Here is a 21,710-nt window from a genome sequence, read left to right on the forward strand (position 1 = left end):
GCACCGCGGCTGGCCCACTGGTCTGCCTCGCCGGACAGGTGCCCGTCGTCGGAAACGGCCCGGCCCTGGCGTTATGCCGCCCGGACCAGGCCGCGTGTTGTGGTGACCGATCGTTACAGGTTGGTGATGCTGACGCTGCCGAAGCCCGGTGCGCTGATGGTGAGCTTCGTCGCGTTCGCCGGCCGGAGCAGCGGCAACGTGACCCGGCCGGTCCCCTCGTGGGCCGGCAGCGTGGTGCTCCAGGTCCGAGGCTGGTTGTATGACCAGTCGGTGCCTGGAACGGTTACCCACACGTAGTAGTCCCAGCGGACGTCGAAGCGGGTCTCGCCAACGACATTGTCGTCGAACGCGATCATCCACTGCTTGGCCAAGGAATCGTAGGACGACACAATGTTCGTCACCACCGGCATGTTGTATGTCTTGCAGCCCAACTGGTGGTTGGGCAGCGGATTCGCGCCGGGCGGCGCCACGTTGATCGCCCAGGCGCAGACGGTGTGCGCACCGTGGCGGGACGGCACGAAGGCGTCGTAGCCGCGGTAGGCGCCAAAGCTTGGGTGCGCCGCGGCGACGTCGGGTCGATAGGTGTTGGCGGTCAGCGTCTGGGTGAAGACATCGTCGATGTAGATGTCGACCAGCAACGAGTTGCTGGTGTCGATATCGGCGGCCCAGCCGCGGACGCGGACGCCGTTACCGACGAACGACACCTCGTCGAGCGCGCCCCTGGCCGCGTGGTCGACCGGAACAGGGTCCGGGCCTTCCCCGCCCCCTCCCCAGCAGCTCGGCGGCGGTTCGGGCCGATCACACAGTGATGTTGCTTGAGCCGGTGCGGCGAGGATCGCGCTGGCGAACACCCCCGCCATAACCCCCGAGGCGAGACCAAGTAGGACCGATTTCATTCGCTGTCGCACGTAGACAGTCCTTTCCCCCACAGAGAACGTGCGACGAGGCTAGGAGCACACCGGCGGTCATGTCGTCAGCAACGGGACACCTCACCATCCGCCTAGATGACGACTGGTCCTCCCCCACACGACGGACGACCCGAGACCATGCTTTAGCGGCCCACCGGTTTGCGCCGGGGACGCCCAATCTGGCGGTACCCCTCTGCGGCCCCGTGGCTGTGTCGGTCTACGGACTCCCCAAGGCGAGCACGAGTCCGCGCACATCGCGTCGACCAGGCGCTGATCGGCTGCCTCGTCCAACGATCATCACCCGGCTTCGTCGCCCGGGTGACCGTCCAGAACACCAGCGGCAACGCCACCGCCGGCTGGCAGGTCGACTGGACGTGGCCCCATGGCCAGGCGCTCACCGCCATCTGGAGCGCGGCTGCCACGAGCACGGGCGGCACGGTGTCTGCGGCGAACACCGACTACAACGGCAGCCTGGCGGCCGGCGCGAGCACGACCTTCGGCTTCCTCGGCACGGGCGCTGCGCCCACCGACCTCACCCTTGCCTGCTCGCCTACCGCTTTGGCTGAGCAGTAGGAGTGGTCCGGTGTTCAGCAAGATCCCGGTGCGGCCGCCCTCGGGGCGGGCCGAAATGTTCGGACAGCCGGTGATCTCAAACCACGGTGGCTCGCCGCCCTGCCAAGGGTCGTGTCGGGCTTGGCAATCGTCCGTGGGCTTGTCGGAGCGCACGGCCGCCCGCGTAGACGCACACAACACCCCCGACGGTTGCCGCTTTGGCCATCGAGCCCGGATCGGCACCCGTTGACGCAAACTCGCGCCGGGACGACAGGGCGCTGCTGGTCCAAATTGGTGCTCGCGCGGAAATTGGTGCCGCCGCTGGGCCAGGTCGGTGATGCGGTCGGTGACTCGGCGGGACCGGACCCGTCCGGCGATGTCGAGTGCGTCGTGGCCGAGCTGGCTGGCGTGCTCGGGCTCTGCGGAGGAGGCGGTGGCGTAGAGGCTGGCGATCAGCGCGGTATGCAGGGCTCGAGTGCGTACGCTGCCCTCGCCCAGGTCCAGGGCCTGTTCGGCGTATCCGATGGCCTGTTTGGTGCGGCCGAGGTCGAGGAACTGCTGCTGGCAGGCGCGCAGCGCGTCGACGTCGGACAGGGTGACCCGCCGGCCCCCGCGATGTGACGCGTCCGGGTCGCGCGGGTCGAAATGCCAGCGCCAGCCAGCCTCGGCGGTCGCGGCCGGGATGAACGGGATCGAGCTGAGCGCGTCGTGCCGGGCCACCGCCCAATCAACTCACGGGAGTTGGGACAGGCTGGCCGAACGACGGTCAAACGATCTTCAAGCCAGGTCCCGATATCGGGAACCTGGCTTGTGACCTGCGGCGGAAGTGTGGGCGATACTGGGATCGAACCAGTGACCTCTTCGGTGTGAACGCTGGAAGTCCGCATGATCCAGTGTTGTTGAATGTCGTTCCGTGCGGTCGAGTGCGGCGCTGGTGACATCCAGCATGGTCGAAGTCGACCGCGCGGTACGGCGTCTGCTGACTTTCTGCTGACTCCCCTATTCCGCGCGGCTTCCGCTGTCGTGCGGCTGACCGCCCCGGGCGAAGGTACGGGGCGGCTTTCCGTGGCGGCGGCCTGCCGCGCGCAGTTCGCGGCGGTGGACGGGATCTCCTCGGTCGGGCAGGCTCGCCCCTGCCCGAGGTTCTCCGGCCGGGTCAAGGCTCGCCGAAGGCGACCGCGCAGCGGCTCGGCCTTGGCACGGCCGGAGGTTCTCGGCAGCCGTCCCGGTGCCCGACCGAGGAGATCCCGCCGAGTGACCGATCCTCCCTGATCTTCGAGGGAGGGCCGGGGTCTGGGGCGGAGCCCCGGTCACAGGTCGTCTGGATAGGCCAGCCTCAGCGCTGTGGCTCGCTCCAACTGACCCTGATGAAACTCCCAAAGATGTGGGCGAACGCTCTCAACAAACTCAGCGACGGTCATGTTTCGCTTACTGGGTAGCCGCGCCGAATGCTCCTGCTCGACAGACTTGTACCTCGCTGCGGCCCAAATGTACACCTCGCCGAGTACCGGAGACTCGAAGACGGTCAGCGCGTTGTCGTGGGTGATCACGTCGAGGACGCGCTCGATCACCGCCTTGAACTGAGAGACCGCAAGCGCCGGGTCACCGCTCGGGTCCCACTCGGTCTCCAAGGCGGAACGCATCTGCGCGGCGATCTGACGTTCAGGCGAATCCGAGCCGCCGGCATCCATGGCCGCATGGTGTCATGCGCCATCCAGCATCTGCGCGGTGCGCCGCGGGCGCCCGAGGACGGGCCGGAGGCCCGCCCGCAGGGCGATCCGCGAGCGCGCACCGTGCGCCGCGCTCGCGCGGCGCCTTGATCCAAAAGAGACGGAATCGGCAGACAAGACGCCGGCAAGTCCCTGGGCACCGAACATGCATCTGCGACGACAGTCGACCATCTGTTTAGAAGACGTCTTGACCATAACGGAGTGTCGTCCCTGTCGAGGCGCAACCTCGGTGGCGTCACGGTCGGTGGTGACGGACTGTCCGCTGTTGACCCCTGCTGACCGTTGGATCGGGCACGCAACGGGCACGATCGGTGATAGACGCTGGGCTCAGCCCGCCGCTGCCGAGAGGTTGACCGCGAACGCTCCGAGGACGGAGGTTGTGGCCAAAACTGCCAGCTTCAGAATCTTCATAGGCTTACCTCCCAGTCGGTCGATGCCCCAATCGAGAGCGATCGTGACGAGTGCGAAGAGCCAACCGGCGATCATGAACAAGAGCGACGGAACCCGCAGCTGCGGGCTCAGCCCAGCGTACCGCTCGTCATGCTACACAATGGCCCGAGCATTGGTGCATCTTGACCCCCAGTCAACGATCATGGCGGGATTGACCATGGCTCCATGTGCCGTGACCTGGATAAAGAAGTCCACTGGCGTCCACGGATGTCCCGTCAAGCTCTTCCCCGTTGTCACTCAGTTGGTCACCCACGACCCCTTGTCTGCGAGCGGTCGGCGGTCCCGGTCCGGCGTGCTCCGGTACATGCTCAAGCGCGTCAGCGGGCCTCGTCCAGGTCGTTATCACGTAAGATGCTGCGTGGTGATATCCATCGACCGATCACTCGGCGTATACCTCGGCGGCCCGTACGGAGCGCGCCCTCTACGGGTTCCCGTGGAGAGGTATCCCGACCGAGAGAAGGCGCGATGGAGGAACCCGAGGAAGAGGATCAACAGAGAACGACCCACCTCACTGAGGTGGTTCTAGTCTGCGAGACAGTGGTTGCACTCCAGCAGCTACTGACGAGCGAGGAGCCCGCCTTGATGGTCGGGCTCCTCCTGCTGATCTTCTGGCTTACGATGAGCGGCCACTCGCGTAAGCAGTAACAACCTCGCACCCGGGGCGTCGCTGCTCAGCGGCGCCCCGGACTCGACTTCGTGTAGTCCAGACTACACCAAACTTGTATAGCGCCTTTACGTTTGCGCCCTCAAAACGTATAGGCGCTATAGCAAGTGCGCGGCGCCGTTGCGGACCGCGACATCAGTACTCGCCGGGAAGCCATCCCGTCTGCCGTCGACCCGCACCGTTGGTGGAGCGGGCCGCCGCCCCGGGGCGCCACGTCAAGCGGGACCTTGACGGTCGGACGGCGGCTGGCGCTCCGGGCGGCGGTCTGCTCGGCTCGCCCGGGTTGATGGCAGAGGGGACGGCTAAGTGCCCACCCACGGACCGCGACCCGCCGACGGTCCTCCGGCATCCCGGAGCCGGAGCGCCCCCGCCGGAGGCGCAGTAAGCCCGACCACGACGGCGGCCGACCACGCCGACGATGCCCGCGCGGCGACCACGCCGCGCGTCCAGCTCGCCGGCCGGCTGCCGGCCCAGCAACACCACAACGAAACCCTCGGCTCTGTCGATCTTCGGCGGCCCCGAGGGTTTCGCTCTTCGCGCCAGCCGACGGGCGTTTGGCGTGCCCGGCCGCGTGCGACAGCTAAGCGGTCGGGTGCGCGCCCAGGCGGCGGCGCGAGCGGCCCGTTTCGGGCCGCCTTGAAGATTTACAGAAAGCTCTCACGGGACACGCCGATGTCTGTCCAGCCCGGCCCGTCCGATAACTCCACGGGCTCGATCAGCCTTTCGGCATTTCGGAACTGCTTGTCAGCGTTGGTGCGAGCGATAGATGCCGAGGTAGTAAGAAAGGGCGGTCAGGGAAGGACCATCGGTGATCTGTCCAGCTGCGGCCAGCTTTGGGACTTCCGGGAGCGGTATCCACTCGATGCGGGTCGACTCGGACTTGTCCACCGGTTCGCCGGTCGGGATGACTTCGGTTGCGAGGAACGCGTTGAAGCGCATGGTGCTGATGCCGCTCAGTGCGTTGTAGCTGGTGAGCGGCTCGATGCTCCGCGCTTCGTACCCGGTCTCCTCGCGGACTTCGCGAGCTGCTGCCTCCGCGAGGTCTTCGCCGGGGTCGGCCCAGCCGGCGGGGATCTCCCAGCCCCACGAGTCGGTGATGTGGCGGTGTCGCCAGAGCAGGAGCGTCCGGTCTTGGTCGACCACGACCGCGGTCACTGATGGTCGTGGGAACTTGAGGTTGTGGTGCTGGATGCGCTGGCCGTTGGGTAGCTCGACGTCATCGATCCACACTTCGACCCATGGGCTTTGGTAGGCCGCCTGGGTGCCGTGTACCAACCAGCGCATGGGCTCACTTTCCCTGGTCGAGGTCTCGGAGCGTGGCTAGGCGCGCGTCGAGCGCCTTGACCGCTGCGGTGTCTCGCCAGGTTCCCATGCGTGATCGCAGTTCGCGGGATCGCATCATGATCGGTCTCACGATCTGACCGTCCGCAATGTCGAGGGCGTCGGCGACCAGGGCGACTACCTCGTCGGGCTCCTGGTCGATGAGGCGGCAGGCGGCCATGTCGAGGGTCAGCAGGGCGCGGCCCTTGGCATCCGCGTACGGGCGTCGCTCGGTGGCGGCGCTGATGAGGGTCATCGCGCGGTCGGTGTCGCGCATCAGCAGGTACGTCGTGCCGGCGATGCCGTCGAGGCGGTCGCGGTCGAAGAAGTCGGTGCCGTTGCGCCTTGGCTCGGCCTGGTCGATGGTGGCGTACGCGGCTTCGAGTGATCCGGCGGCGGTCGTCGCGTTGCCGGCGGCCGCGTGTGCCCGGGCTCGTAGTGCGGCGATCCAGGCACGGCGTCGGGCGCTTGACTCGGAGTCCGCGAGGTCGGTTGCTCGGTCGAGCAGGCTCGCCGCTTCGTCGCCGTACCCCCGGAAGAAGGGGTCGATGCTCTGGAGCGCGAGGGACCATGCCGCGAGATCGTTGTTGCCCGCCTCGTCGGCCGCGACCCTGCTGACGTCGAAGTACTCAAGGGCGCGAGTCTGCCGGCCGAGGTCGACGCTCAGGTTGCCGGCGAGCCCGGACAGCGTCGCGATCACGTTGACGAGTCTGCGTTGGATCGACAGCGTCTGCCGTTCCGCCAGGGCGGCCTCTGCCCGCTGGAGTTCCTGGCGGATCGTCGGCCACATCACGGTTGGCGGCGTCGACGGATATCGCATGGCCTGCACCAACACCAGGCGCTCAAACCGATCCATGATCGCGGCGTCGATGGACGAGCGGGTCAGCGCTGCGGCCAGTGACCAAGGGTCCGGGTCGGCTTGATCACCGTCAGCGTCTATGGCCTGTGGTGTTGCGAGGCCGAGCATCTGGCGTCCCTGGTTGGGAATCTCCAGGCCGTCAGCGATGCGCTCCAGGACGGTGTACGCGGAGATCCGCCGTTGCCGCGGACCGGTGCTCATGATCGTGCTGATTTGGCCTTGAGGCATCCCCACGGCGGCGCCGATAATCGTCTGGCTTGCTCCGGTGTGCTGGCGCACGAGTCGAAACAGTCCCCCGATATCGCGGGCCGCCAGCGCTCGCTTGACCTCGTCGCGATCCCAGAACCCGGCTGGGATTTCCAGGCGCCCGGTCGAGCGTGGTGGCACGGCACCCCCTGATACGGAAGATGTGGGACCAACTTCGAGGCTACGCGTGCCATCGGCATCCGTCGAATACCTTGGACGTGATCACGTATTCGGCTCATGAACTCGGCGTTGCAGGCGGGGAGCGTATCGACTCGCCCCCTTGAGCGGCCCGAACGTCCATGGTGGCCGGTGGTCTGGTTGACCACCGGTCCCCTGTATCTACTGCTTGTATAGCGCCGCGTAATGGTTTGCTGCTGGCTGCCACGGGATTGTCGTTGGTATGACCGAGCCGAACGTGTCGGGCCAATGCCGTTCCTGTGAGGGGCGTGGTTGGCGGCTGTCCAGCATGCGGGGTGTGGTGCGGGCGGGTGAGTCGCGGGTGAGTTTGCGGCGGCGCCGTTGCCCGGACTGCGCCGGGGTGCCGGCGTCGGCGGGGTCGTAGGTCGGGCGCCGGGCGGGTGTCAAACGGTGTGTCGGGACATGGGGTTGCCGGTGGCCGCGATGTTGCCCTGGCCCGCTCCGGTGCCCTTTCAGGTCCGGGAATGTTGGGACGGTCCCGCCGTCCGACGGTGATGTAGGAGGAGAGGAGTGCGGTGCCGACGAAGCGCGAGCATTTTCATTATTCGGTTCGGGCTCAGTTTCTGGGCGAGCGGATGCGGATGATGCGGGAGGATCGGGGTTTGACGTTGAAGTACATCGCCTCCTACCTCGGCGTGGAGTTCTCCACCCTCGCCCGGTACGAACGCGCCGAGTGGCCCTTCCGGGCGGATCATGTGGCGGCGTTGTTGGACGTGTACGGGGTGTTCGAGGAACGCGAGCGTGAAGAGCTGGTGGCGCTGGCCCGGAACGCGTGGCGGGTGTGTCACTGGCAGGTGGCCGGGGTGAAGGATGTGGGGTCGGCGGGGATCAACGAGCTGCCGGTGATCGACCCGTGGTGGATCCAGTCCCGGGCGGAGGAGGTCTGCGTTTACGCGCCGGTGTTGGTGCCGCCGTTGGTGCAGTCGCGGGACTACGCCGAGGCGCTACTACGTTTCACGGATCCGCATCTGCCGGTGACGATGGCGGACCAGAAGGTCCGCCGGTTGCTGGAACGGCAGATGGTGTTGGACGCCAAGCCGCCGGTCCGGTTGACGGTGATCCTGGACGAGTCGATGCTGTCGCGTCGGCTGGGCGGTGCGGCGGTGTCGGTGGCGCAGTGGGAGCACCTGACCCGCGTGGTCGAGTCGCGGCCGCACGTGATGATCCTGGTCCTGCCGACGGTTGCCGCGATGCACGCCGGGATGGAGGGCGGGTTCACCGTGTGCCGGATGCGGGCGCCGTTTCCGCCGGTGGCGCTGCTGGACCAGTTGACCGGCAACGCCGTCCTGGAGGCCGAGGCCGCCCACCGGTACGACACGGCGTTCGACAAGCTGAAAGACGCCGCGCTGAGCCGGTCGGAGTCGATGGCCCTCATCAAGGCCGCCATCGAAGAACAGGGCGGCAGGTCGGAGCGTGCGGTGGCGGGGCGGGAGGCGGTCGCGGCATGACAACTGTTGCGTTCGACTCCGATGCCGCTCGGGCCGCGGTGACTATCGCCAGCCAGCAGATCGCCGCCTACGCCGACAAACACGCCATCACCATCACGCCGGCCCAGTGTGAGGACCTGGCAGAGGTGCTGGTGAGCCACTACCAGGCGTTCTTCGCCGGCGTCCGCTACGCCACCACGCAAAGGTCCACGCCCGAGCCGGGCCAGTAGCACAACCCGGAATGGTCTGCCGTCGCCCGCTCAAAGGGGCGGCGGCAGATCCGCATTTGAGGGCCGGTCACTGGATCGGTACTTCCTCGCCACACTCGTTTCCGGCTATGGTCTTGACAAGACGAGTGGTCGAGCTGATGAGGGGTGGTGCGCGGATGCCGATCGAGGTTGCGCCGCCAAAGTACGTGCTGGTGGTCAACGCGATCCAGCAACGGATCCAGGACGGCACCTACCCGCCGGGTAGTGCGATCCCGTCCGAAGCGCAGTTGACCGCCGAGTTCGACGCCTCCCGCCCGGTCATCGTCCGCGCGTTGGGCATCCTTCAGCAGGACGGCTGGATCGAGTCGCAGCAGGGCAAGGGCCGCTTCGTCCGCGCCCGCCCCGGCGCGGCCGCACGACGCGCACCGGAACACGTGGCCGGTTTGTTGGAGCTGGCCGAGGATGCCGGGGTGTCGGTGTTGCGGGTCGGGCCGGTGATGGCACCCAACCGGGCCGCGGTCGCGCTCGACCTGGACCCGCAAACGCCGGTCATCGCCCGCCGCCGCTTGGTCGTGGCCGAGGTCGGACCGGTCGAACTGTCCACGCTGTACGTGCCGGTCGAGCTGGCCGCGGGCACCGACATCGGTAGGCCGGAGCCTGTCACGGAGAGTGTGTTGCGGTATCTGGGGCAGCGCAAGGGTGTGCAGTTCGACCACGCCAGCGAACGGATCTCCGCCCGACCCCCGACCGTCGAGGAATCGGAGCTGTTGAAGATCGGCCGCCGGGACACCGTTCTCACGGCGCTGGTGACCGTGTTCGACATCGCCGGTAAGCCACAGCTCGCGGTGGACGCGGTCCTGCCCGCCAACCGGCATGAGTTGGAGGACTCGTTCCCGCTGCGCTAACCGGCGCAGAGTTTCTTTGAGATTCGTCGATCGACTTCCTTGACGGTCACCGATGCCTAGCTATGCTTGATGTCAACATGACAAGTCAAGTTGCCGCTTTGGTGGCAAGCTGGGAGGTTGATCAGTGGTTCCTCTGTCGTTGAAGGTTCCGGTCCCGTTCGACTACGTCTTCCCGCACGGCGCGCTCGGCCTCGGCGTGGACGCGCAGTTGGATTTCGACCGGCGTGGTCAGGCGGATGATCAGGCGCGGGACAAGGACTCCGGTGAGCGTGTCTGGGTCGTGCGGGTGATGGATCTGGACCCGGAGGCGGGGCGGTTCGGCCGGTCGACCGAGGTCAAGGTCAAGGTGATCGCGCCGCATCGTCCGGTGCTGCCCACGTCCACGGTGCCGGGCTATCCGCCTGCGGTGGCGTTCGACGGGCTGACGTTGACGCCCTATGTGGACTCGCAGCGGTGCAAGGCGACCGGCGGCTGTAAGGCGCGGATGGCGTACTCGTTGCGCGCTACCGCTGTTCTGCCGGCTGCCGTGTCGGCCCCGGTTGCTTGATCGCAAGGACTGTTCGCGGGGCGGGTCTTCCTCCGCCAAGAAGCCGGCCCGCCCCGCCCCAACCCCTTGTTCCCCTCGTTTGGAAGGGAGGGCCGTGGTGCCCACCGTAATCCACGTCCTGCGGCAGTCGATGGGTCGTGGGGAGGTGTGGCGGCACTGCGAGATCTGCGACGACCTGGTCGCCATGCCACCGCACGCCACCACCTGCGACGCCTGCACGGTTGTCGCCACCCCCGCCTACGGCCTCCGACTCGTCAGCGACGCCGAGGGGTGGTCGTGATGGCCTCGTTCGCCGCTGAGTTGTCCGCGCTGCTGCGGACGATGCCCGGCCTCAACTCCTCGGACGGCGAGCGGGCCGACTGGTTCGACCGCAAAGCCGACCTGCTCCAGCGCATCGCCGCCACGGACGGCCACCTGTCGGCGGAAGCCGTCGAGCTGGCCGGGATCGCCCGGCAGCACGCCGCTGCACTGCGGGAGGGACGGTCATGAAGCTGCCTCGCCTGTTCCGCCGGTCCCGGCCAGTGCTGGTCGATGAGATCCGCTGCCCGCACTGCCGGCGTTGGGTCAAGCCCCGCCGCTTCGACCTGCAACACATGGCCTGCAAGACCTGCCGCCGCACCCTCGCCCGCCCGGGGTGGTGGGTGCTGTGACCGCACCCCGCATCACCACCGTCCATCGGCTCGCCGCACCGGGCATCCTGGCCGCCCGTGAGCTGTACACCGGCTGCCCCGTCGACGTGCTCCGAGTCGCCGCCCTGGTCGAGATCGCCGCAGCAGCAGCAACTCTCGCCCGCACCGTCGTGCGACTGCGTCACCTGGACCCGGCCTCGATCATGCCGCACGTCACCGACCCGACCGACCTACGGGCCGTGCTGGGCCGGGGACAGTGGTTGCCCACCATGACCGGCCACGTCCCCGCACCACCACACGACCGGCGGCCCGCTGCCTCAGTGTCGGCGTCGGTCCGTCGCCGGCAGGCAAGGCGGGCCAGTGCGACAGAACAGCTCCCGCCGCTGCCGGCCAGCGGCAACGGCTCAGGTGGTGGCCGCTGATGCCACTGATCAACGTCATCCCCGGGAACAAGATCCCCACCGCGCCCCTCAACGTCCGGATGCCGATGTGGCACATGCCCGGCTGGCTCCTACTCATCGTCTGGACCGTCCGCGGGCTGGCCCGCCTCGTCGTGCTGTCGGTGCGCTACTGGTGGCTGACCATGCCGGTCGGTGTGGCGGTGTGGTTTCGGGCCGAATACGGCTCGTTCGTCGTTCTCGGCCTGGTCCTCGTCATCACGGGCGGCTGCCTGGCCTGGTGGCGGCTGCATCCCGCGTCGTGGCTGCGGTTCGGCTGGCACCCGATCGTCGGCCGGTGGCGCAGGCTCTGGGTCTACCGGCGGCGGTGGGCGTCGGCGATGGCAACCTGCGGCTTGGCGACCGTGTTCGACGGCGACCGGTACATCCCCCGCCTCGGCCGCGTCCGCTCCAGCCGCTACGGCGACGAGGTCACCGTGCGGCTGCTGCCCGGTCAGATCCCCGACGACTGGGCAACCGCCGCCCCACGTCTGGCGTACACGTTCCGGCTCCGCGACGGACGCGCCTACGCGACCAGCAAACCGGACCGGGTCACGCTCCGGTTCCTACGACGCGACCCGCTCGCCGGACTCATCCAACCGCTACCGATCCCGGCCATGCCGGACTTCACCGCCCTGCCCCTCGGCGTCCGCGAAGACGGAGAAACCTACCGACTGCGGCTGACCGGCTCACAACTGCTCATCGCGGGGGCGACGAACTCGGGCAAGGGCTCGGTCATCTGGTCCCTGATCCGAGCCCTCGCCGGCGGCATCCGCTCGGGTCTCGTGGAGCTGTGGGTCTTCGACCCCAAAGGCGGCATGGAACTCGCCGCCGGACAACCACTGTTCACCCGGTTCGCCTACGAAGACCCCGACACCATGGCCGGCGTCCTGGAAGAAGCCGTCAAACGCATGCGCCAACGCGCCGCACGCCTACGCGGCATCACCCGCCAACACATCGCGACGCCGGGAGATCCCACGATCGTCATCGTCGTGGACGAGCTGGCCGCGCTCACCGCCTACATCACGGACCGGAAGGTCAAGGAACGCATCCGCGAAGCACTCGGCCTCCTGCTGTCCCAAGGGCGAGCGGTCGACGTCCACGTCATCGCCGCCCTCCAGGACCCGCGCAAAGAGGTGCTGCCGTTCCGCGATCTCTTCCCGACCCGCATTGGTCTGCGCCTGACGGAAAAGGAACAGGTGGACATGGTCCTGGGCGACGGCTCCCGCAACCGCGGCGCCCGCTGCGACCAAATCCCCGAAACCACCCCCGGCATCGGCTACGTCGCACTGGACGGGGTGCGGGAGCCGGTGCGAGTGCGGTTCTCCTACCTCACCGATACCGACATCGCCCAACTCGTCCGCGACTACGCACGCCCGGGAGGTGCCGCATGAACCGGGCCGAACGCGTCGAGGGCATGGTCCTGGTCCTCATCCTCCTCGTAGTCGGCGGGCTGGCCGGGGCGGCGTCGTTCACGCACGTGCACGACTGGACCATGTACAACTCGCCCGCTGGGACCGGGGACTGGTTCGGCTGGGCCAACGCCGCCATCTCCGAACTCATCCCCCTCGCCGCGCTGCTGACCATCCGACGCAGACGCCGGACCGGCGGCAGCATCGGCTACCCAATGTTCCTCCTCGTCGCCGCCGTGTGCCTGTCCCTGGCGGCACAACTCGCGGTCGCCAAACCCGGCCTATCCGGCTGGCTCCTCTCAGCCGTGCCAGCGCTGGCGTTCCTCGGCCTGTCCAAACTCGTCCTCACCGTCCCCGCCCCACCCTCCACACCAAACCCCGCCAGGACGGACGAGGACGGCGACCGTCCCGAGGCCGTACCCGCGCAGGTCAACCCCGAGGACGACCAAGACGGCGTCACCGTCGACCTCATCCAAACCGCCCGCCAAATCGCAGACGACCACCAGGCCGCGACCGGACGACCGATCACCCGCGACGAACTCCGCGCCGCCCTGCGCGTCGGCAACAGCACCGCATCGGAGCTACTGCGCCAGATCCGCCACGTCGGCCGATCGGCACTGGTGCCGGTGACCGGGTATCCGTCCCGCAACGGCGGCCAGCCAGATCAGGAGGTGCGCCCGTGACCGGTTGGTGGCATCTCCTCCAGACGCGGGGGACGCACGTGCTGGACGTACCTTGGGTCGCTCGCGCCGTACCGGGCGAAGTTCCGGCGGGCATCAGTCAGACTCAGGTCTCCGTTCGGGCCGCCAAGCACCACGTCGGCATCCGGGTCGTCCTGACCGTCATCCTCCCACCAGCACACCGGGCAGCACTCGAACCCGCCACGCTCGGCCAACGTGACGGAGCCACAGCACGGGCAGACATACGGACCACCCTCGGGTCCGCGCTGCACCGGGTCGTTACGCAACTCCACGGCAAAGAGCTTCACACGACCGTCAACGACTCGCGGGTGGTGGGCCGGTGACGCAACCTCACACCGTCGACCCACGACCCGGCTCCCGCGCCGCCCGCATGCGCCAACCACTCGCCAAAGACGCACTCCGGCTGCTCGCCGAACAACACGGCGTCTGTACCCGCCCCCTCGCCCTACGGCGCACCGACACACACACCGGCCTGACCGAGGTGGTCGAGGTGCCGTGCGGGGCGCGACTGGCCGCCAAATGCAAGCCCTGCGCCGAACGCAACCGACGCCTCCGCATCCAACAAATCCGCGAAGGCTGGCACCTGGCCGACGAACCCGCCATCCAACCCGACCGGCCCACCGGTGAGGTGTTGGAACTGATCCGGTACCGCGCGCACCTGGAATTCGCCCGCGAACAGCTCGCCTATGAACCGATGGCACCCGACGAGCGGGTTGCACAGATAGCCGACATCGATGGCGCCATAACGGAGATTGACGAGCACCTGGCGCAATCCGACCTGCGCGGGCACCTCACCCCACGCGACCGGGACGACCACCGGCCACGCCGCAAACGGTCGACCAAACGGCGGCAAGACTCCCCGGACCTGCCCCGCCTCCCGGTCGACAACCGGACCGTGGGCCGGGTCTACGCCGGCAGGACCGGCAAGACGCACCGGCCGTCGATGCTGGTCACGCTCACCCTCGACTCGCATGGGCCGGTGCACCAGCACATACGGCGCGGCGCCTACGTCCTGCCCTGCGAATGCGGGCAACGGCACAACCAGCGAGACGACGTGCTCGGTACGCCGATCGACCCCAACACCTACGACTACCGGCGGGCCGCGCTCGACGCCATCCACTTCGCCCGCGTCCTGGACCGCTGGTGGCAGAACCTACGCCGCGCGGCCGGATGGAACGTCCAATACGCCGGCGCCGTCGAGCTCCAACGCCGACTCGCGCCACATGCACACTTCGCGATCCGTGGCACCCTACCCCGCCGACTCCTCAAGCAGGTAGCCGCCGCCACCTACCACCAGGTGTGGTGGCCGGCCTTCGACCGACCGAAGTACACAGTGGACCGGCCGCCGGTATGGGACACCGACCAAGCCGCGTACGTCGACCCACGCACGAAGCAACCGCTACGGACCTGGGGCGAAGCGCTGGACGACCTGGAAGAGGCGGATGCGGAACCGGCCTACGTCGCCCGCCTCGGCCGGATCGACGCGCGCGGCATCGAAGCCGGCGGCAAAGACACCGAACGCGCCATCCGGTACGTCACGAAGTACGTCACCAAAGACCTGACCGAGCACGCCGCACCACAGTCCGACGCGCAGCGCGCGCACTTCGACCGACTCCACGCCGAGCTAGCCATCCTGCCGTGCTCGCCGACGTGCGCTAACTGGCTGCTCTACGGCATCCAGCCGGACGGCGTCAAGGCTGGCCTGACGCCTGGCCGCTGTTCCGGCAAGGTGCACCAGCGGGCCACCCTCGGCTTTACCGGACGGCGCGTGCTCGTCTCCCGGCAGTGGTCAGGCAAGACACTCGCCGACCATCGTGCGGATAACCGGGCGTGGATTCGGGCCATCCTCGGTGGCGGCCTGGCCGACACCGAGGACGAGGGCCAGGAGCACGCGGGCCGGTACAGCTTCGAGCTGGCCCGCCCAGACGACCCCGACATCCCACCACTCGAACACCGCATCCTGCGCGCCGTCTCCGCACGCATCCGATGGCGAACAGAGCTACACCAAGCCAGACAACGCCTTTCGGCAATCACGACTGCGACAGCAAGCCACGAGCGAGCGGAGCAGACCACATGACCCAGCGAAAGGAACGAATGACCAACGTCATCCCCCTCATTCCCCGCCAGACGCGCGGCGAAGCGACCCCGACCCGCGCGGTCTACACCGTCAAGGAGGCGGCACGCCTGCTGTCCATCTCGGTCAGCTCGGCGTACGCCCTGGTCCGCTCCGGCGGCATCCCCGCCGAACGGCTCGGGCGGCGCTGGGTCATCCCCCGCAACCGATTCCACGCCTGGCTCGACGGCGACAACGCTCCCGCGATCCAGGCGACCGGCACCGAACACACGAGAAAGGGTTGGTGAGCCATGGGCCACGTCGTGAAGACGCCGGCCGGCACCTACCGCGCGAACTGGCGGGACGACGCCGGCCGGCAGAAGGCGAAGACATTCCGCACCAAGAAGGAGGCGAACGCGTTCCTGGCCGACGTCGAGAGTGCGGTCAACAAGGGCGCGTACGTCGACCCGCACATCGGCAAGGTGAAGTTCGGCGAGTACGAGAGCCGATGGACCCCGTCACGGGTCCGCGAGCGCACCACGGCTGCCCGGGATGCCTCGATCATGCGCACACATGTCCTTCCCCGGTGGGGCGGTGTGCCGTTGGTGAAGATCGACCACACCGGGGTTCAGACCTGGGTCTCCGAGCTGGGCACCCGCCTCGCCCCGGCCTCCGTGGCGGAGTGCTTCCGGCTGCTTTCGGCAGTGCTGCGCAGTGCGGTGCGGGATCGGCTTATCGCGTTCAACCCGTGCGAAGGCGTCAAGGTCCCCCCGCCGCCGGAAGAAAGACACCGATGACCAGACCATCACGTTCGCGGAGCTGACCGAGCGGCTTCTTCCGGCAGTGCCCGACCGCTACCGCGCACTCGTGGCCCTGGCCGGCGGCACCGGACTCCGCTGGGGCGAATGCGTCGGCCTCCAGGCGAACGCGGTCAACTGGGGCGGCTGGGACGGCGCCTGCAAGGAGCACAAGGCAACGCACTGCCTGGCCTGCTTCGACACCTACGAGGTCACCGTCTCCGTCGTCAGGACCGCAGTGGAGGTGGCCGGCACGGTGAGCATGAAGCCCTTCCCGAAGTCGCGGGCGGGCCGGCGCGTCGTGCCGGTCCCCCGCTTCGCCGCCGAGCTGCTGGCCGCGCATCGTGAGGCGTTTCCCGGCGGCCCGGCCGGCGCGATCTTCGCCAACCAGAGCGGCGGGCCGATGCGGCGGACGCTCTTCCGGTCACGGGTCTGGCGGCCGGCGCTCGTCCGCGCCGGGCTCCTCGGCCGGGTGACCGAGCCGCGCCCGTTCAAGTTCCGGGCCACCTGGGCGGACGCGGACGGGGTCGAGTGGTCGGCGGAGTTCGCCACCGAGCGGGAAGCCGTCGCCCACGTCGTGAAGATGCACGCGGGCGGTCTTCGCTTCCACGACCTGCGACACTCTTACGCGACGTGGCTCGCCGACGCGGGCGTCCCGGTCAACAACCTCGCGAAGATCATGGGGCACGAGAAGCCGTCGACCACGCTCAACCTCTACGCCGACCACGCCCGCGAGGCTCAGAAGCGGGTGCGCCGGGCGTTCGCTGACGATTTGCTGATTTTGATCTCTAACGACGGCCAGGGCAACGAGAAACGGCCCTCAAACGAGGGCCGTTACCTGGGCACATAGATGTGGGCGATACTGGGATCGAACCAGTGACCTCTTCGGTGTGAACAAGGTCAAGATCCACTCGTCACCAGCACACACGCCGCGCTACCTGCATATATCGCTGGCCATCGTTGGTCTGATCGTGCTTGCTGGCGTTCTGTTTCAGAAGATCGTCTCCCAGATTTCTCCCAACCCGCGAGCGGGCTGGTGTTGGTGGTCGGCTGAGGCTTCCCGTCGCGCAGGCTTGCCCCGGCCGGGCCGCGCCCGCCTGGTCCAGGTGGAGCGCCCCACTGGACGTACGACCTGGACCAGGCGGGCGCGGTCTGGCTGCCTGTGGTGTGCGGCGGGCGAGCGGTGCGGCTGGGCATCCCGGAGCTGCCCGGGTCCAGGGCGGGTAGCCCTGGCCGCCGGAGGCCGGTCCCGGGTCGTAGGGCCGTATCGGACTGCGACACAACCCACTACGATGCGGTTCGTGGCTTGCGGTGATCAACGTCCGTTCCCGCGTGGGACTTTGCAGGCAGGAGCACCGTTGGACTTCTTCGATGTTGCGGGACGAATAGCAGACGTGACTGCCGTGCCGGGTCTCGTGACTGGCTTCGTCATTACGTACCGGCAACTAAGGAAAACTCGAACGGCCGCAGACGCCGCTCGCGACGCGGCCCATAATGCGCAAGCATCCATCGGTCGAAGCAACCTCCTGGTACTCATACCCCAACTTCAGCGTGTCGAAGAAGAGCTAGATCGAGCGGTGCGGCAAGGAGTTGAAGAGGTAGTCGTCTCTGCCCTTCAAGGTTGGCGGTGGCAGGCCGGTCAGGTGCGTGGCCTGCTAGAGGCCGGAAGACTGGGAAACCAGTCATTGCTAACAGACATTCAGCATTCGGTAACTGCCGCAGCGGTGGCGCAGCACAACCTACATGGGCCTTCAAAGAATCTGGTGTCAACCACCCACAAGGTCCGTCAAGCAATTGCGAAGGTGACTAACGAACTGGGCGCGGTTGCTACAGTCCAAGGCATTCAGGCGGGAGACAGCCATGTCAACGCATAGTACAGATGACCGCCTTATGCGCCTGTTGACGCTCCTTGTTGAGCAAACAAGGCGTGGCCTTATCCGTTGGGATCTACTGAGCAGCAGTACCGATGCACAGTCGTTCAGCACTGGCGGCCCTAGCTCGTCGGTCGTCGTTTGGAAGTTTGACCACCGCATTGATATGGAGATATACAACGCGAGCGGTAGCAAGGTACTTGAATTCTCCACTGATTACAGCCAGAAGAAGCCAAACACTTTGACGCAGACCCTATCGGAACTAGCCAGTTTGCTGAATGATCCGTCGCTTGATCCGATTCCGGTGCTGGACGACCTGATCCGCAACCTTGAGGACGAGAAACCGGGTAAAGAGTAAATCGTCCCGCTCGGCGGACTTCTTTCCACCATTCTGACACTTCGAGGGTGCTACGACCGCACCCGGGCCTTCTCCTGGTGACGATGCCCGGGGCTTCGTCGTGTCGGCCGGCAGTCCCGCCCACCGCTGCCGGCTCGCGCCGGGAGCGAAGCGGCAAGGCGCGACCGGCCGGCACAACCGCGTGGCAGCGGCCCGCAGGGCCGCCTTGAAGACGTACAGAAAGTTCTCACCGGGTGCGCTACGCGTCGCGTACGAATCGGCCGTGATCAGATGGGGATGACCGGGAAGCCGGGATATCCGTCCTGTTCGGCTGTGATGATGTAGAGGGCCTGTCCGTGGGCGATCGGTAGCGCGACGCAGGCGCGGGCAATGGTGCCGAGTAGGTCGGCGGCTGCGGCTATCTCGCGCCACTGGGTGCCGTCGAGCGGCAGCCATTCGGCGTCGGGGTGTTTGCCGAGGATGGTTAGCCGCGAGCGGGCCTCTTCGTCGGCGCCCTTGGCGGCCTCGACCAGGCACAGGACGGGTAGCCCGAAGCGGGCGCCCTCGTCGCTGAACTCCCCGATCAACTCGCCAACGGCTACGGACTTGGCGGCGTATGCGCGTATCGCGGTGGTGTCGAGCACCGCCCGGATGGTCACGCGGCGTCGAGCTGGCGTAGGAACGCGTTGCGCTGCTGCTCGCGGTCCTCTGCGGTCCAGCGCTCGTCGGCGGCGGCGAGTTCTGCCCGCATGTGTTCCCGGATCTGGTCGACCTGCTCCGGCGTGGCCTGCTCGTAGGTCAGGTCGCGTAGCTCGTCCGGCAGTGTCGGTACCGGGTGGGCGGAGCGGTCCGGGGTCGCCATACCTTCACCGTACCGGGTTTGTGGCATTCGCCGCCAACGCCGTGGTTCTGCCCGGTAACAAGTTTGGGTCGCTCCTGGGCGTACGCTGGTACACACCAGGTGAGCAGCGGAGGGACACAAGTGGGTGAGGTAACGGAGCGCGCCGAGAATGCCGTGCGGCAGCTTGTCGGCGAGCAGCTCGCGCCGGGTGACCGGCTGCCATCCGAGCGAACCCTCGTTGACGACCTCGGTGTGAGCCGGACGACGGTGCGCCTGGTGCTCCTCAAGCTGAGCGCTGAGGGCCTTGTACGGGCGGAGCACGGGCGCGGCTACTTCGTCAGTGAGAGGCCGGGCTAGCGGATCGCGCGTAGAGCCTCGCGGAATGCTTCGGTCGCAGCCTCGTCCGGGTAGCGGCGTTGAAGCTCGACGTCGAGTTCGCCCGCCACCATCATGAGCGAGGGCAGCGAACGGCGGGGAACATCCAACGCCTGGATGCCGTAATTGACGGCCTGCTCCAGTTCGCCGGCCCTCGCCGCGACGACAGCGAGGGTCAAGCGAGCCTCTGCCAGTCGCATTGGCCAACGCGCGGTGCCGTCCGGCGTGGTGCCGCCTGCGATGACTTCGGCGGCGTACCGGCCGGCGTTCTCGTTGTCGCCCGCGAGCCGGCTCGCGTCCATCGCGTAGAAGTCCCACTTCGCGGGGTCGACCACGAAGTGGTTATCCACTCGCGCGGGCACCGGCAGGCGGTCAAGGATGGTTCGTCCTCGCTCCAGGGCGGCGCGCATGCCCGGTACGTCACCCATCCGGGCACGGGACTTCGCCTCCTGGGCCGCGAGCTGGACGAGGACGCTGTGCCCTCGGTCGGCGGCCTGGCCGCCTTCGACCGCGTCGACCACGGCCGGGTACCGGCCCTGGGTCAGTGCGAACCAGGCCGACATCTCGAAGGACCAGCCGACGATCTCTGTGGCTCCGGCTTCGGCGCCGAGCTGGGCGGCCGCCGTTCGGGTCGCTTCGGCACCGGCACGCATGCCTAGGTCGTATTCGAGGCAGCCTACGAGCAGCGCGAGCCACCCGGCGGCCGTCAGCAGCTCGCGGTGTTGGTGCAGGCCCACCGGCTGTCGAAGGACCCTGGCGACCTCCCGGAGCCAGTCGTGAGCCTCAGTGCGAAGCTCCATGGCGTCGCGGTAGGAGTACTGGCAGCACAGCTCGTGAACCGTCGCATGGAGGGCGCTCAGCGAGCCTTCCGTGATATCGCTGGCTTGGATGCGGCGTAGTAGCTCGGTGGTCGCGGACGGCTTAGTGTCCCTCGCGGCGGCAATGTCGATGTGCGCGGCGGCGATGAGGTCGCCTCGGGCCTGTAGGGCGTCGTCACAACGGCGGGCCAGATCCTCGGAGGGTTGGCGCTGCCCGCTCTCGACCCGGGAGAGGTACCCCTTGTTGTAGTGGACCATGCGGCCAAGCTGGGACAGCGACAACCCACGCTGAGTCCGAAGCTCTCGGAGCATTCCGCCGAACATCGCCATATCCCCATCATCCGCGTTGCCACGTTGTCCCGTCGCCCTTGGCAACGACGCAACTCTGTCCGGTCCGTCACGCGCTCGGTTTCCTTGAGACGTAAGCGTAGATCGCCGGTTGAGCTGGCACTTCTACGACATTGACAACTGGTGTGTACCAGTTCCACAATCCTAACTGGTACACACCAGTTGTGCTATCGAGGTGAGGTGATCTCGTTGTTCGGAGGTAAGTTGTTCGGTCCCCGTCCGGGGATGGTCACGGTGGTTGAGCCGCCGGTGTCGGCGTCGTACGCGAGGAAGGCGCGGGTTGCGTTCTTCGCGGTGACGGCGGCGGTCGGTGTGCTGACTGCGGCGGTGGCGGCGGTGTTCGCGCATCCGGTGTTGGCTGTGGTGCTGGGTATCGCGGTCGGTCTGGTGTGCGGGGTTTCGGCGTCGTTGCTGGTGTTGGCGTGGCCGGTGCTGCGGGTGCTGTGGTGGTGGTCGTTCGAGGCCGTCGTCGTGGCGTTCGCGGTGTTGGTGCCGACGTTGGTGGCGGACGTGACGCATCCGGTTGTGGCGCTGGTGCTGCTGTTGGTCGTGGTTGGGGCGTGTGCCCTGGCCGGTCCGGTGCGGCGGCGGTTGGTGTCGTGGTCGTGGTGTGTGGTGGTCCGGCATCGGCTGCGGGTGTGTTTCGCCGAGGTGGTCCGCGCGGCCACGAAGACCCGTTCTGGGGCGTTGCCGCTGATTTTGTGGGCTCGTCCGACTCCGGCTGGTGAGCGGGTTTGGGTGTGGCTTCGCCCGGGTCTGGATCTGGTCGATCTGGAGGGCAAGACCGGGAAGGTCGCGGTTGCCTGCTGGGCGGGTGAGGCCCGGATCGTTCGCGCGTCGACGCGGTTCGCCGCGTTGGTGCGGGTGGATCTGACCCGGCGTGACCCCCTGGTCGCAACGATCGCGTCTCCGCTGGCCGGTCTGGTCGCGCACCTACGCGCCAACAGTGTTGCGGCTGTGCCGGTGTCACCGGCTGTGCCGCCGGTCGGCCTGGATTTGGCCGATGTTCCTGAGCCCGAGGTGGAGACGCGTGGGGGTCGACGGTGACCGCCCGCAGTGTTCTGCCCGGTGTCTGT

Annotated in this window: 29 protein-coding genes; 21 read left to right on the forward strand and 8 right to left on the reverse strand. The window is 67.6% G+C overall.

Features of this window, described 5'->3' with window-relative positions:
• Positions 1-113 precede the first annotated feature (113 nt).
• Complete coding sequence (locus tag ACFFIA_RS05995) at positions 114-908, reverse strand: hypothetical protein (RefSeq protein ID WP_377246656.1); 795 nt, start codon at positions 906-908, stop codon at positions 114-116.
• Positions 909-1,067: 159 nt separating this feature from the next.
• Here ACFFIA_RS05995 and ACFFIA_RS06000 point away from each other — a divergent pair, with 159 nt between their 5' ends.
• Both ACFFIA_RS06000 and ACFFIA_RS06005 read left to right on the forward strand, forming a co-directional pair.
• On the forward strand, positions 1,068-1,481 hold the full coding sequence (locus ACFFIA_RS06000) for a cellulose binding domain-containing protein (protein WP_377246659.1): 414 nt from the start codon (positions 1,068-1,070) through the stop codon (positions 1,479-1,481).
• A gap of 270 nt (positions 1,482-1,751) precedes the next feature.
• Positions 1,752-2,081, forward strand: a complete 330-nt coding sequence (locus ACFFIA_RS06005; protein ID WP_377246662.1) for a hypothetical protein — start codon at positions 1,752-1,754, stop codon at positions 2,079-2,081.
• 689 nt (positions 2,082-2,770) lie between these two features.
• Here ACFFIA_RS06005 and ACFFIA_RS06010 read toward each other — a convergent pair.
• Positions 2,771-3,151, reverse strand: a complete 381-nt coding sequence (locus tag ACFFIA_RS06010; RefSeq protein WP_377246665.1) for a hypothetical protein — start codon at positions 3,149-3,151, stop codon at positions 2,771-2,773.
• Between the two features lie 954 nt (positions 3,152-4,105).
• Between ACFFIA_RS06010 and ACFFIA_RS06015 the strand changes: the two genes are divergently transcribed.
• Positions 4,106-4,285: a hypothetical protein gene (locus ACFFIA_RS06015; RefSeq protein ID WP_377246668.1), complete on the forward strand. Its 180-nt coding sequence runs from the start codon at positions 4,106-4,108 to the stop codon at positions 4,283-4,285.
• 763 nt (positions 4,286-5,048) lie between these two features.
• Here the strand turns inward: ACFFIA_RS06015 and ACFFIA_RS06020 are convergent.
• On the reverse strand, positions 5,049-5,588 hold the full coding sequence (locus ACFFIA_RS06020) for an NUDIX hydrolase (protein ID WP_377246671.1): 540 nt from the start codon (positions 5,586-5,588) through the stop codon (positions 5,049-5,051).
• A 4-nt stretch (positions 5,589-5,592) separates the two neighbouring features.
• Positions 5,593-6,684: an NsdA family TPR-like regulatory protein gene (locus tag ACFFIA_RS06025; protein ID WP_377246674.1), complete on the reverse strand. Its 1,092-nt coding sequence runs from the start codon at positions 6,682-6,684 to the stop codon at positions 5,593-5,595.
• A gap of 758 nt (positions 6,685-7,442) precedes the next feature.
• On the opposite strand from ACFFIA_RS06025, the gene ACFFIA_RS06030 reads away from it, so the two are divergent.
• From ACFFIA_RS06030 to ACFFIA_RS06075, 10 genes are all read left to right on the forward strand, one after another.
• Positions 7,443-8,375, forward strand: a complete 933-nt coding sequence (locus ACFFIA_RS06030) for a helix-turn-helix domain-containing protein (protein ID WP_377246677.1) — start codon at positions 7,443-7,445, stop codon at positions 8,373-8,375.
• Entirely contained in the window at positions 8,372-8,584 is a 213-nt protein-coding gene (locus ACFFIA_RS06035) for a hypothetical protein (RefSeq protein WP_377246680.1), read from the forward strand. Before ACFFIA_RS06030 ends, ACFFIA_RS06035 begins: the two co-directional genes overlap by 4 nt.
• A gap of 155 nt (positions 8,585-8,739) precedes the next feature.
• Positions 8,740-9,468: a GntR family transcriptional regulator gene (locus tag ACFFIA_RS06040; RefSeq protein WP_377246683.1), complete on the forward strand. Its 729-nt coding sequence runs from the start codon at positions 8,740-8,742 to the stop codon at positions 9,466-9,468.
• 124 nt (positions 9,469-9,592) lie between these two features.
• Positions 9,593-10,015, forward strand: coding sequence for a hypothetical protein (locus tag ACFFIA_RS06045; protein ID WP_377246686.1), 423 nt, complete (start codon positions 9,593-9,595; stop codon positions 10,013-10,015).
• Positions 10,016-10,112: 97 nt separating this feature from the next.
• Positions 10,113-10,295 (forward strand): hypothetical protein, encoded by a 183-nt coding sequence (locus ACFFIA_RS06050; RefSeq protein WP_377246689.1) that lies wholly within the window; start codon positions 10,113-10,115, stop codon positions 10,293-10,295.
• A complete protein-coding gene (locus ACFFIA_RS06055; protein WP_377246692.1) occupies positions 10,295-10,504 on the forward strand; it encodes a hypothetical protein in 210 nt (69 codons plus the stop codon). The genes ACFFIA_RS06050 and ACFFIA_RS06055 overlap by 1 nt, the downstream gene beginning before the upstream one ends.
• Positions 10,501-10,665 (forward strand): hypothetical protein, encoded by a 165-nt coding sequence (locus ACFFIA_RS06060; protein ID WP_377246695.1) that lies wholly within the window; start codon positions 10,501-10,503, stop codon positions 10,663-10,665. The genes ACFFIA_RS06055 and ACFFIA_RS06060 overlap by 4 nt, the downstream gene beginning before the upstream one ends.
• Positions 10,662-11,066, forward strand: a complete 405-nt coding sequence (locus tag ACFFIA_RS06065; RefSeq protein WP_377246698.1) for a hypothetical protein — start codon at positions 10,662-10,664, stop codon at positions 11,064-11,066. Before ACFFIA_RS06060 ends, ACFFIA_RS06065 begins: the two co-directional genes overlap by 4 nt.
• Positions 11,066-12,475, forward strand: coding sequence for an FtsK/SpoIIIE domain-containing protein (locus tag ACFFIA_RS06070; protein WP_377246701.1), 1,410 nt, complete (start codon positions 11,066-11,068; stop codon positions 12,473-12,475). The genes ACFFIA_RS06065 and ACFFIA_RS06070 overlap by 1 nt, the downstream gene beginning before the upstream one ends.
• Complete coding sequence (locus tag ACFFIA_RS06075; protein WP_377246704.1) at positions 12,472-13,176, forward strand: DUF2637 domain-containing protein; 705 nt, start codon at positions 12,472-12,474, stop codon at positions 13,174-13,176. The genes ACFFIA_RS06070 and ACFFIA_RS06075 overlap by 4 nt, the downstream gene beginning before the upstream one ends.
• On the opposite strand, the gene ACFFIA_RS06080 is transcribed toward ACFFIA_RS06075, so the two are convergent.
• Positions 13,158-13,658, reverse strand: coding sequence for a CPCC family cysteine-rich protein (locus tag ACFFIA_RS06080; protein WP_377246707.1), 501 nt, complete (start codon positions 13,656-13,658; stop codon positions 13,158-13,160). The two genes, ACFFIA_RS06075 and ACFFIA_RS06080, sit on opposite strands and share 19 nt — an antisense overlap.
• On the opposite strand from ACFFIA_RS06080, the gene ACFFIA_RS06085 reads away from it, so the two are divergent.
• The 6 genes from ACFFIA_RS06085 to ACFFIA_RS06110 all read left to right on the forward strand — a co-directional run bounded on the left by ACFFIA_RS06085 (position 13,565) and on the right by ACFFIA_RS06110 (position 18,273).
• Positions 13,565-15,271 carry a replication initiator gene (locus ACFFIA_RS06085; RefSeq protein WP_377246710.1) on the forward strand — a complete coding sequence of 569 codons (1,707 nt, stop codon included), beginning with the start codon at positions 13,565-13,567 and terminating at the stop codon, positions 15,269-15,271. The two genes, ACFFIA_RS06080 and ACFFIA_RS06085, sit on opposite strands and share 94 nt — an antisense overlap.
• Positions 15,268-15,555 carry a helix-turn-helix domain-containing protein gene (locus ACFFIA_RS06090; protein WP_377246713.1) on the forward strand — a complete coding sequence of 96 codons (288 nt, stop codon included), beginning with the start codon at positions 15,268-15,270 and terminating at the stop codon, positions 15,553-15,555. The genes ACFFIA_RS06085 and ACFFIA_RS06090 overlap by 4 nt, the downstream gene beginning before the upstream one ends.
• 3 nt (positions 15,556-15,558) lie before the next feature.
• The gene (locus ACFFIA_RS06095) at positions 15,559-16,044 is read left to right on the forward strand and encodes a hypothetical protein (RefSeq protein ID WP_377246716.1); all 486 of its coding nucleotides are present in this window, start codon (positions 15,559-15,561) and stop codon (positions 16,042-16,044) included.
• Between the two features lie 46 nt (positions 16,045-16,090).
• Complete coding sequence (locus ACFFIA_RS06100) at positions 16,091-16,894, forward strand: tyrosine-type recombinase/integrase (RefSeq protein ID WP_377246719.1); 804 nt, start codon at positions 16,091-16,093, stop codon at positions 16,892-16,894.
• 508 nt (positions 16,895-17,402) lie between these two features.
• Positions 17,403-17,918, forward strand: a complete 516-nt coding sequence (locus tag ACFFIA_RS06105; RefSeq protein WP_377246722.1) for a hypothetical protein — start codon at positions 17,403-17,405, stop codon at positions 17,916-17,918.
• A 16-nt stretch (positions 17,919-17,934) separates the two neighbouring features.
• The gene (locus ACFFIA_RS06110; protein ID WP_377246725.1) at positions 17,935-18,273 is read left to right on the forward strand and encodes a hypothetical protein; all 339 of its coding nucleotides are present in this window, start codon (positions 17,935-17,937) and stop codon (positions 18,271-18,273) included.
• A 266-nt stretch (positions 18,274-18,539) separates the two neighbouring features.
• Here ACFFIA_RS06110 and ACFFIA_RS06115 read toward each other — a convergent pair whose 3' ends face one another.
• On the reverse strand, positions 18,540-18,896 hold the full coding sequence (locus ACFFIA_RS06115; protein WP_377246728.1) for a hypothetical protein: 357 nt from the start codon (positions 18,894-18,896) through the stop codon (positions 18,540-18,542).
• Between the two features lie 11 nt (positions 18,897-18,907).
• A complete protein-coding gene (locus ACFFIA_RS06120; protein ID WP_377246731.1) occupies positions 18,908-19,114 on the reverse strand; it encodes a hypothetical protein in 207 nt (68 codons plus the stop codon).
• A gap of 120 nt (positions 19,115-19,234) precedes the next feature.
• Here ACFFIA_RS06120 and ACFFIA_RS06125 point away from each other — a divergent pair, with 120 nt between their 5' ends.
• On the forward strand, positions 19,235-19,450 hold the full coding sequence (locus tag ACFFIA_RS06125; RefSeq protein WP_377246734.1) for a winged helix-turn-helix domain-containing protein: 216 nt from the start codon (positions 19,235-19,237) through the stop codon (positions 19,448-19,450).
• Here ACFFIA_RS06125 and ACFFIA_RS06130 read toward each other — a convergent pair.
• A complete protein-coding gene (locus ACFFIA_RS06130) occupies positions 19,447-20,616 on the reverse strand; it encodes a helix-turn-helix domain-containing protein (RefSeq protein WP_377246737.1) in 1,170 nt (389 codons plus the stop codon). The two genes, ACFFIA_RS06125 and ACFFIA_RS06130, sit on opposite strands and share 4 nt — an antisense overlap.
• 198 nt (positions 20,617-20,814) lie before the next feature.
• On the opposite strand from ACFFIA_RS06130, the gene ACFFIA_RS06135 reads away from it, so the two are divergent.
• Entirely contained in the window at positions 20,815-21,681 is an 867-nt protein-coding gene (locus tag ACFFIA_RS06135) for a hypothetical protein (protein ID WP_377246740.1), read from the forward strand.
• Positions 21,682-21,710: the final 29 nt, after the last annotated feature.

Origin of the sequence: Phytohabitans kaempferiae (assembly GCF_042433955.1) — a bacterium.
Classification (GTDB): domain Bacteria; phylum Actinomycetota; class Actinomycetes; order Mycobacteriales; family Micromonosporaceae; genus Phytohabitans; species Phytohabitans kaempferiae.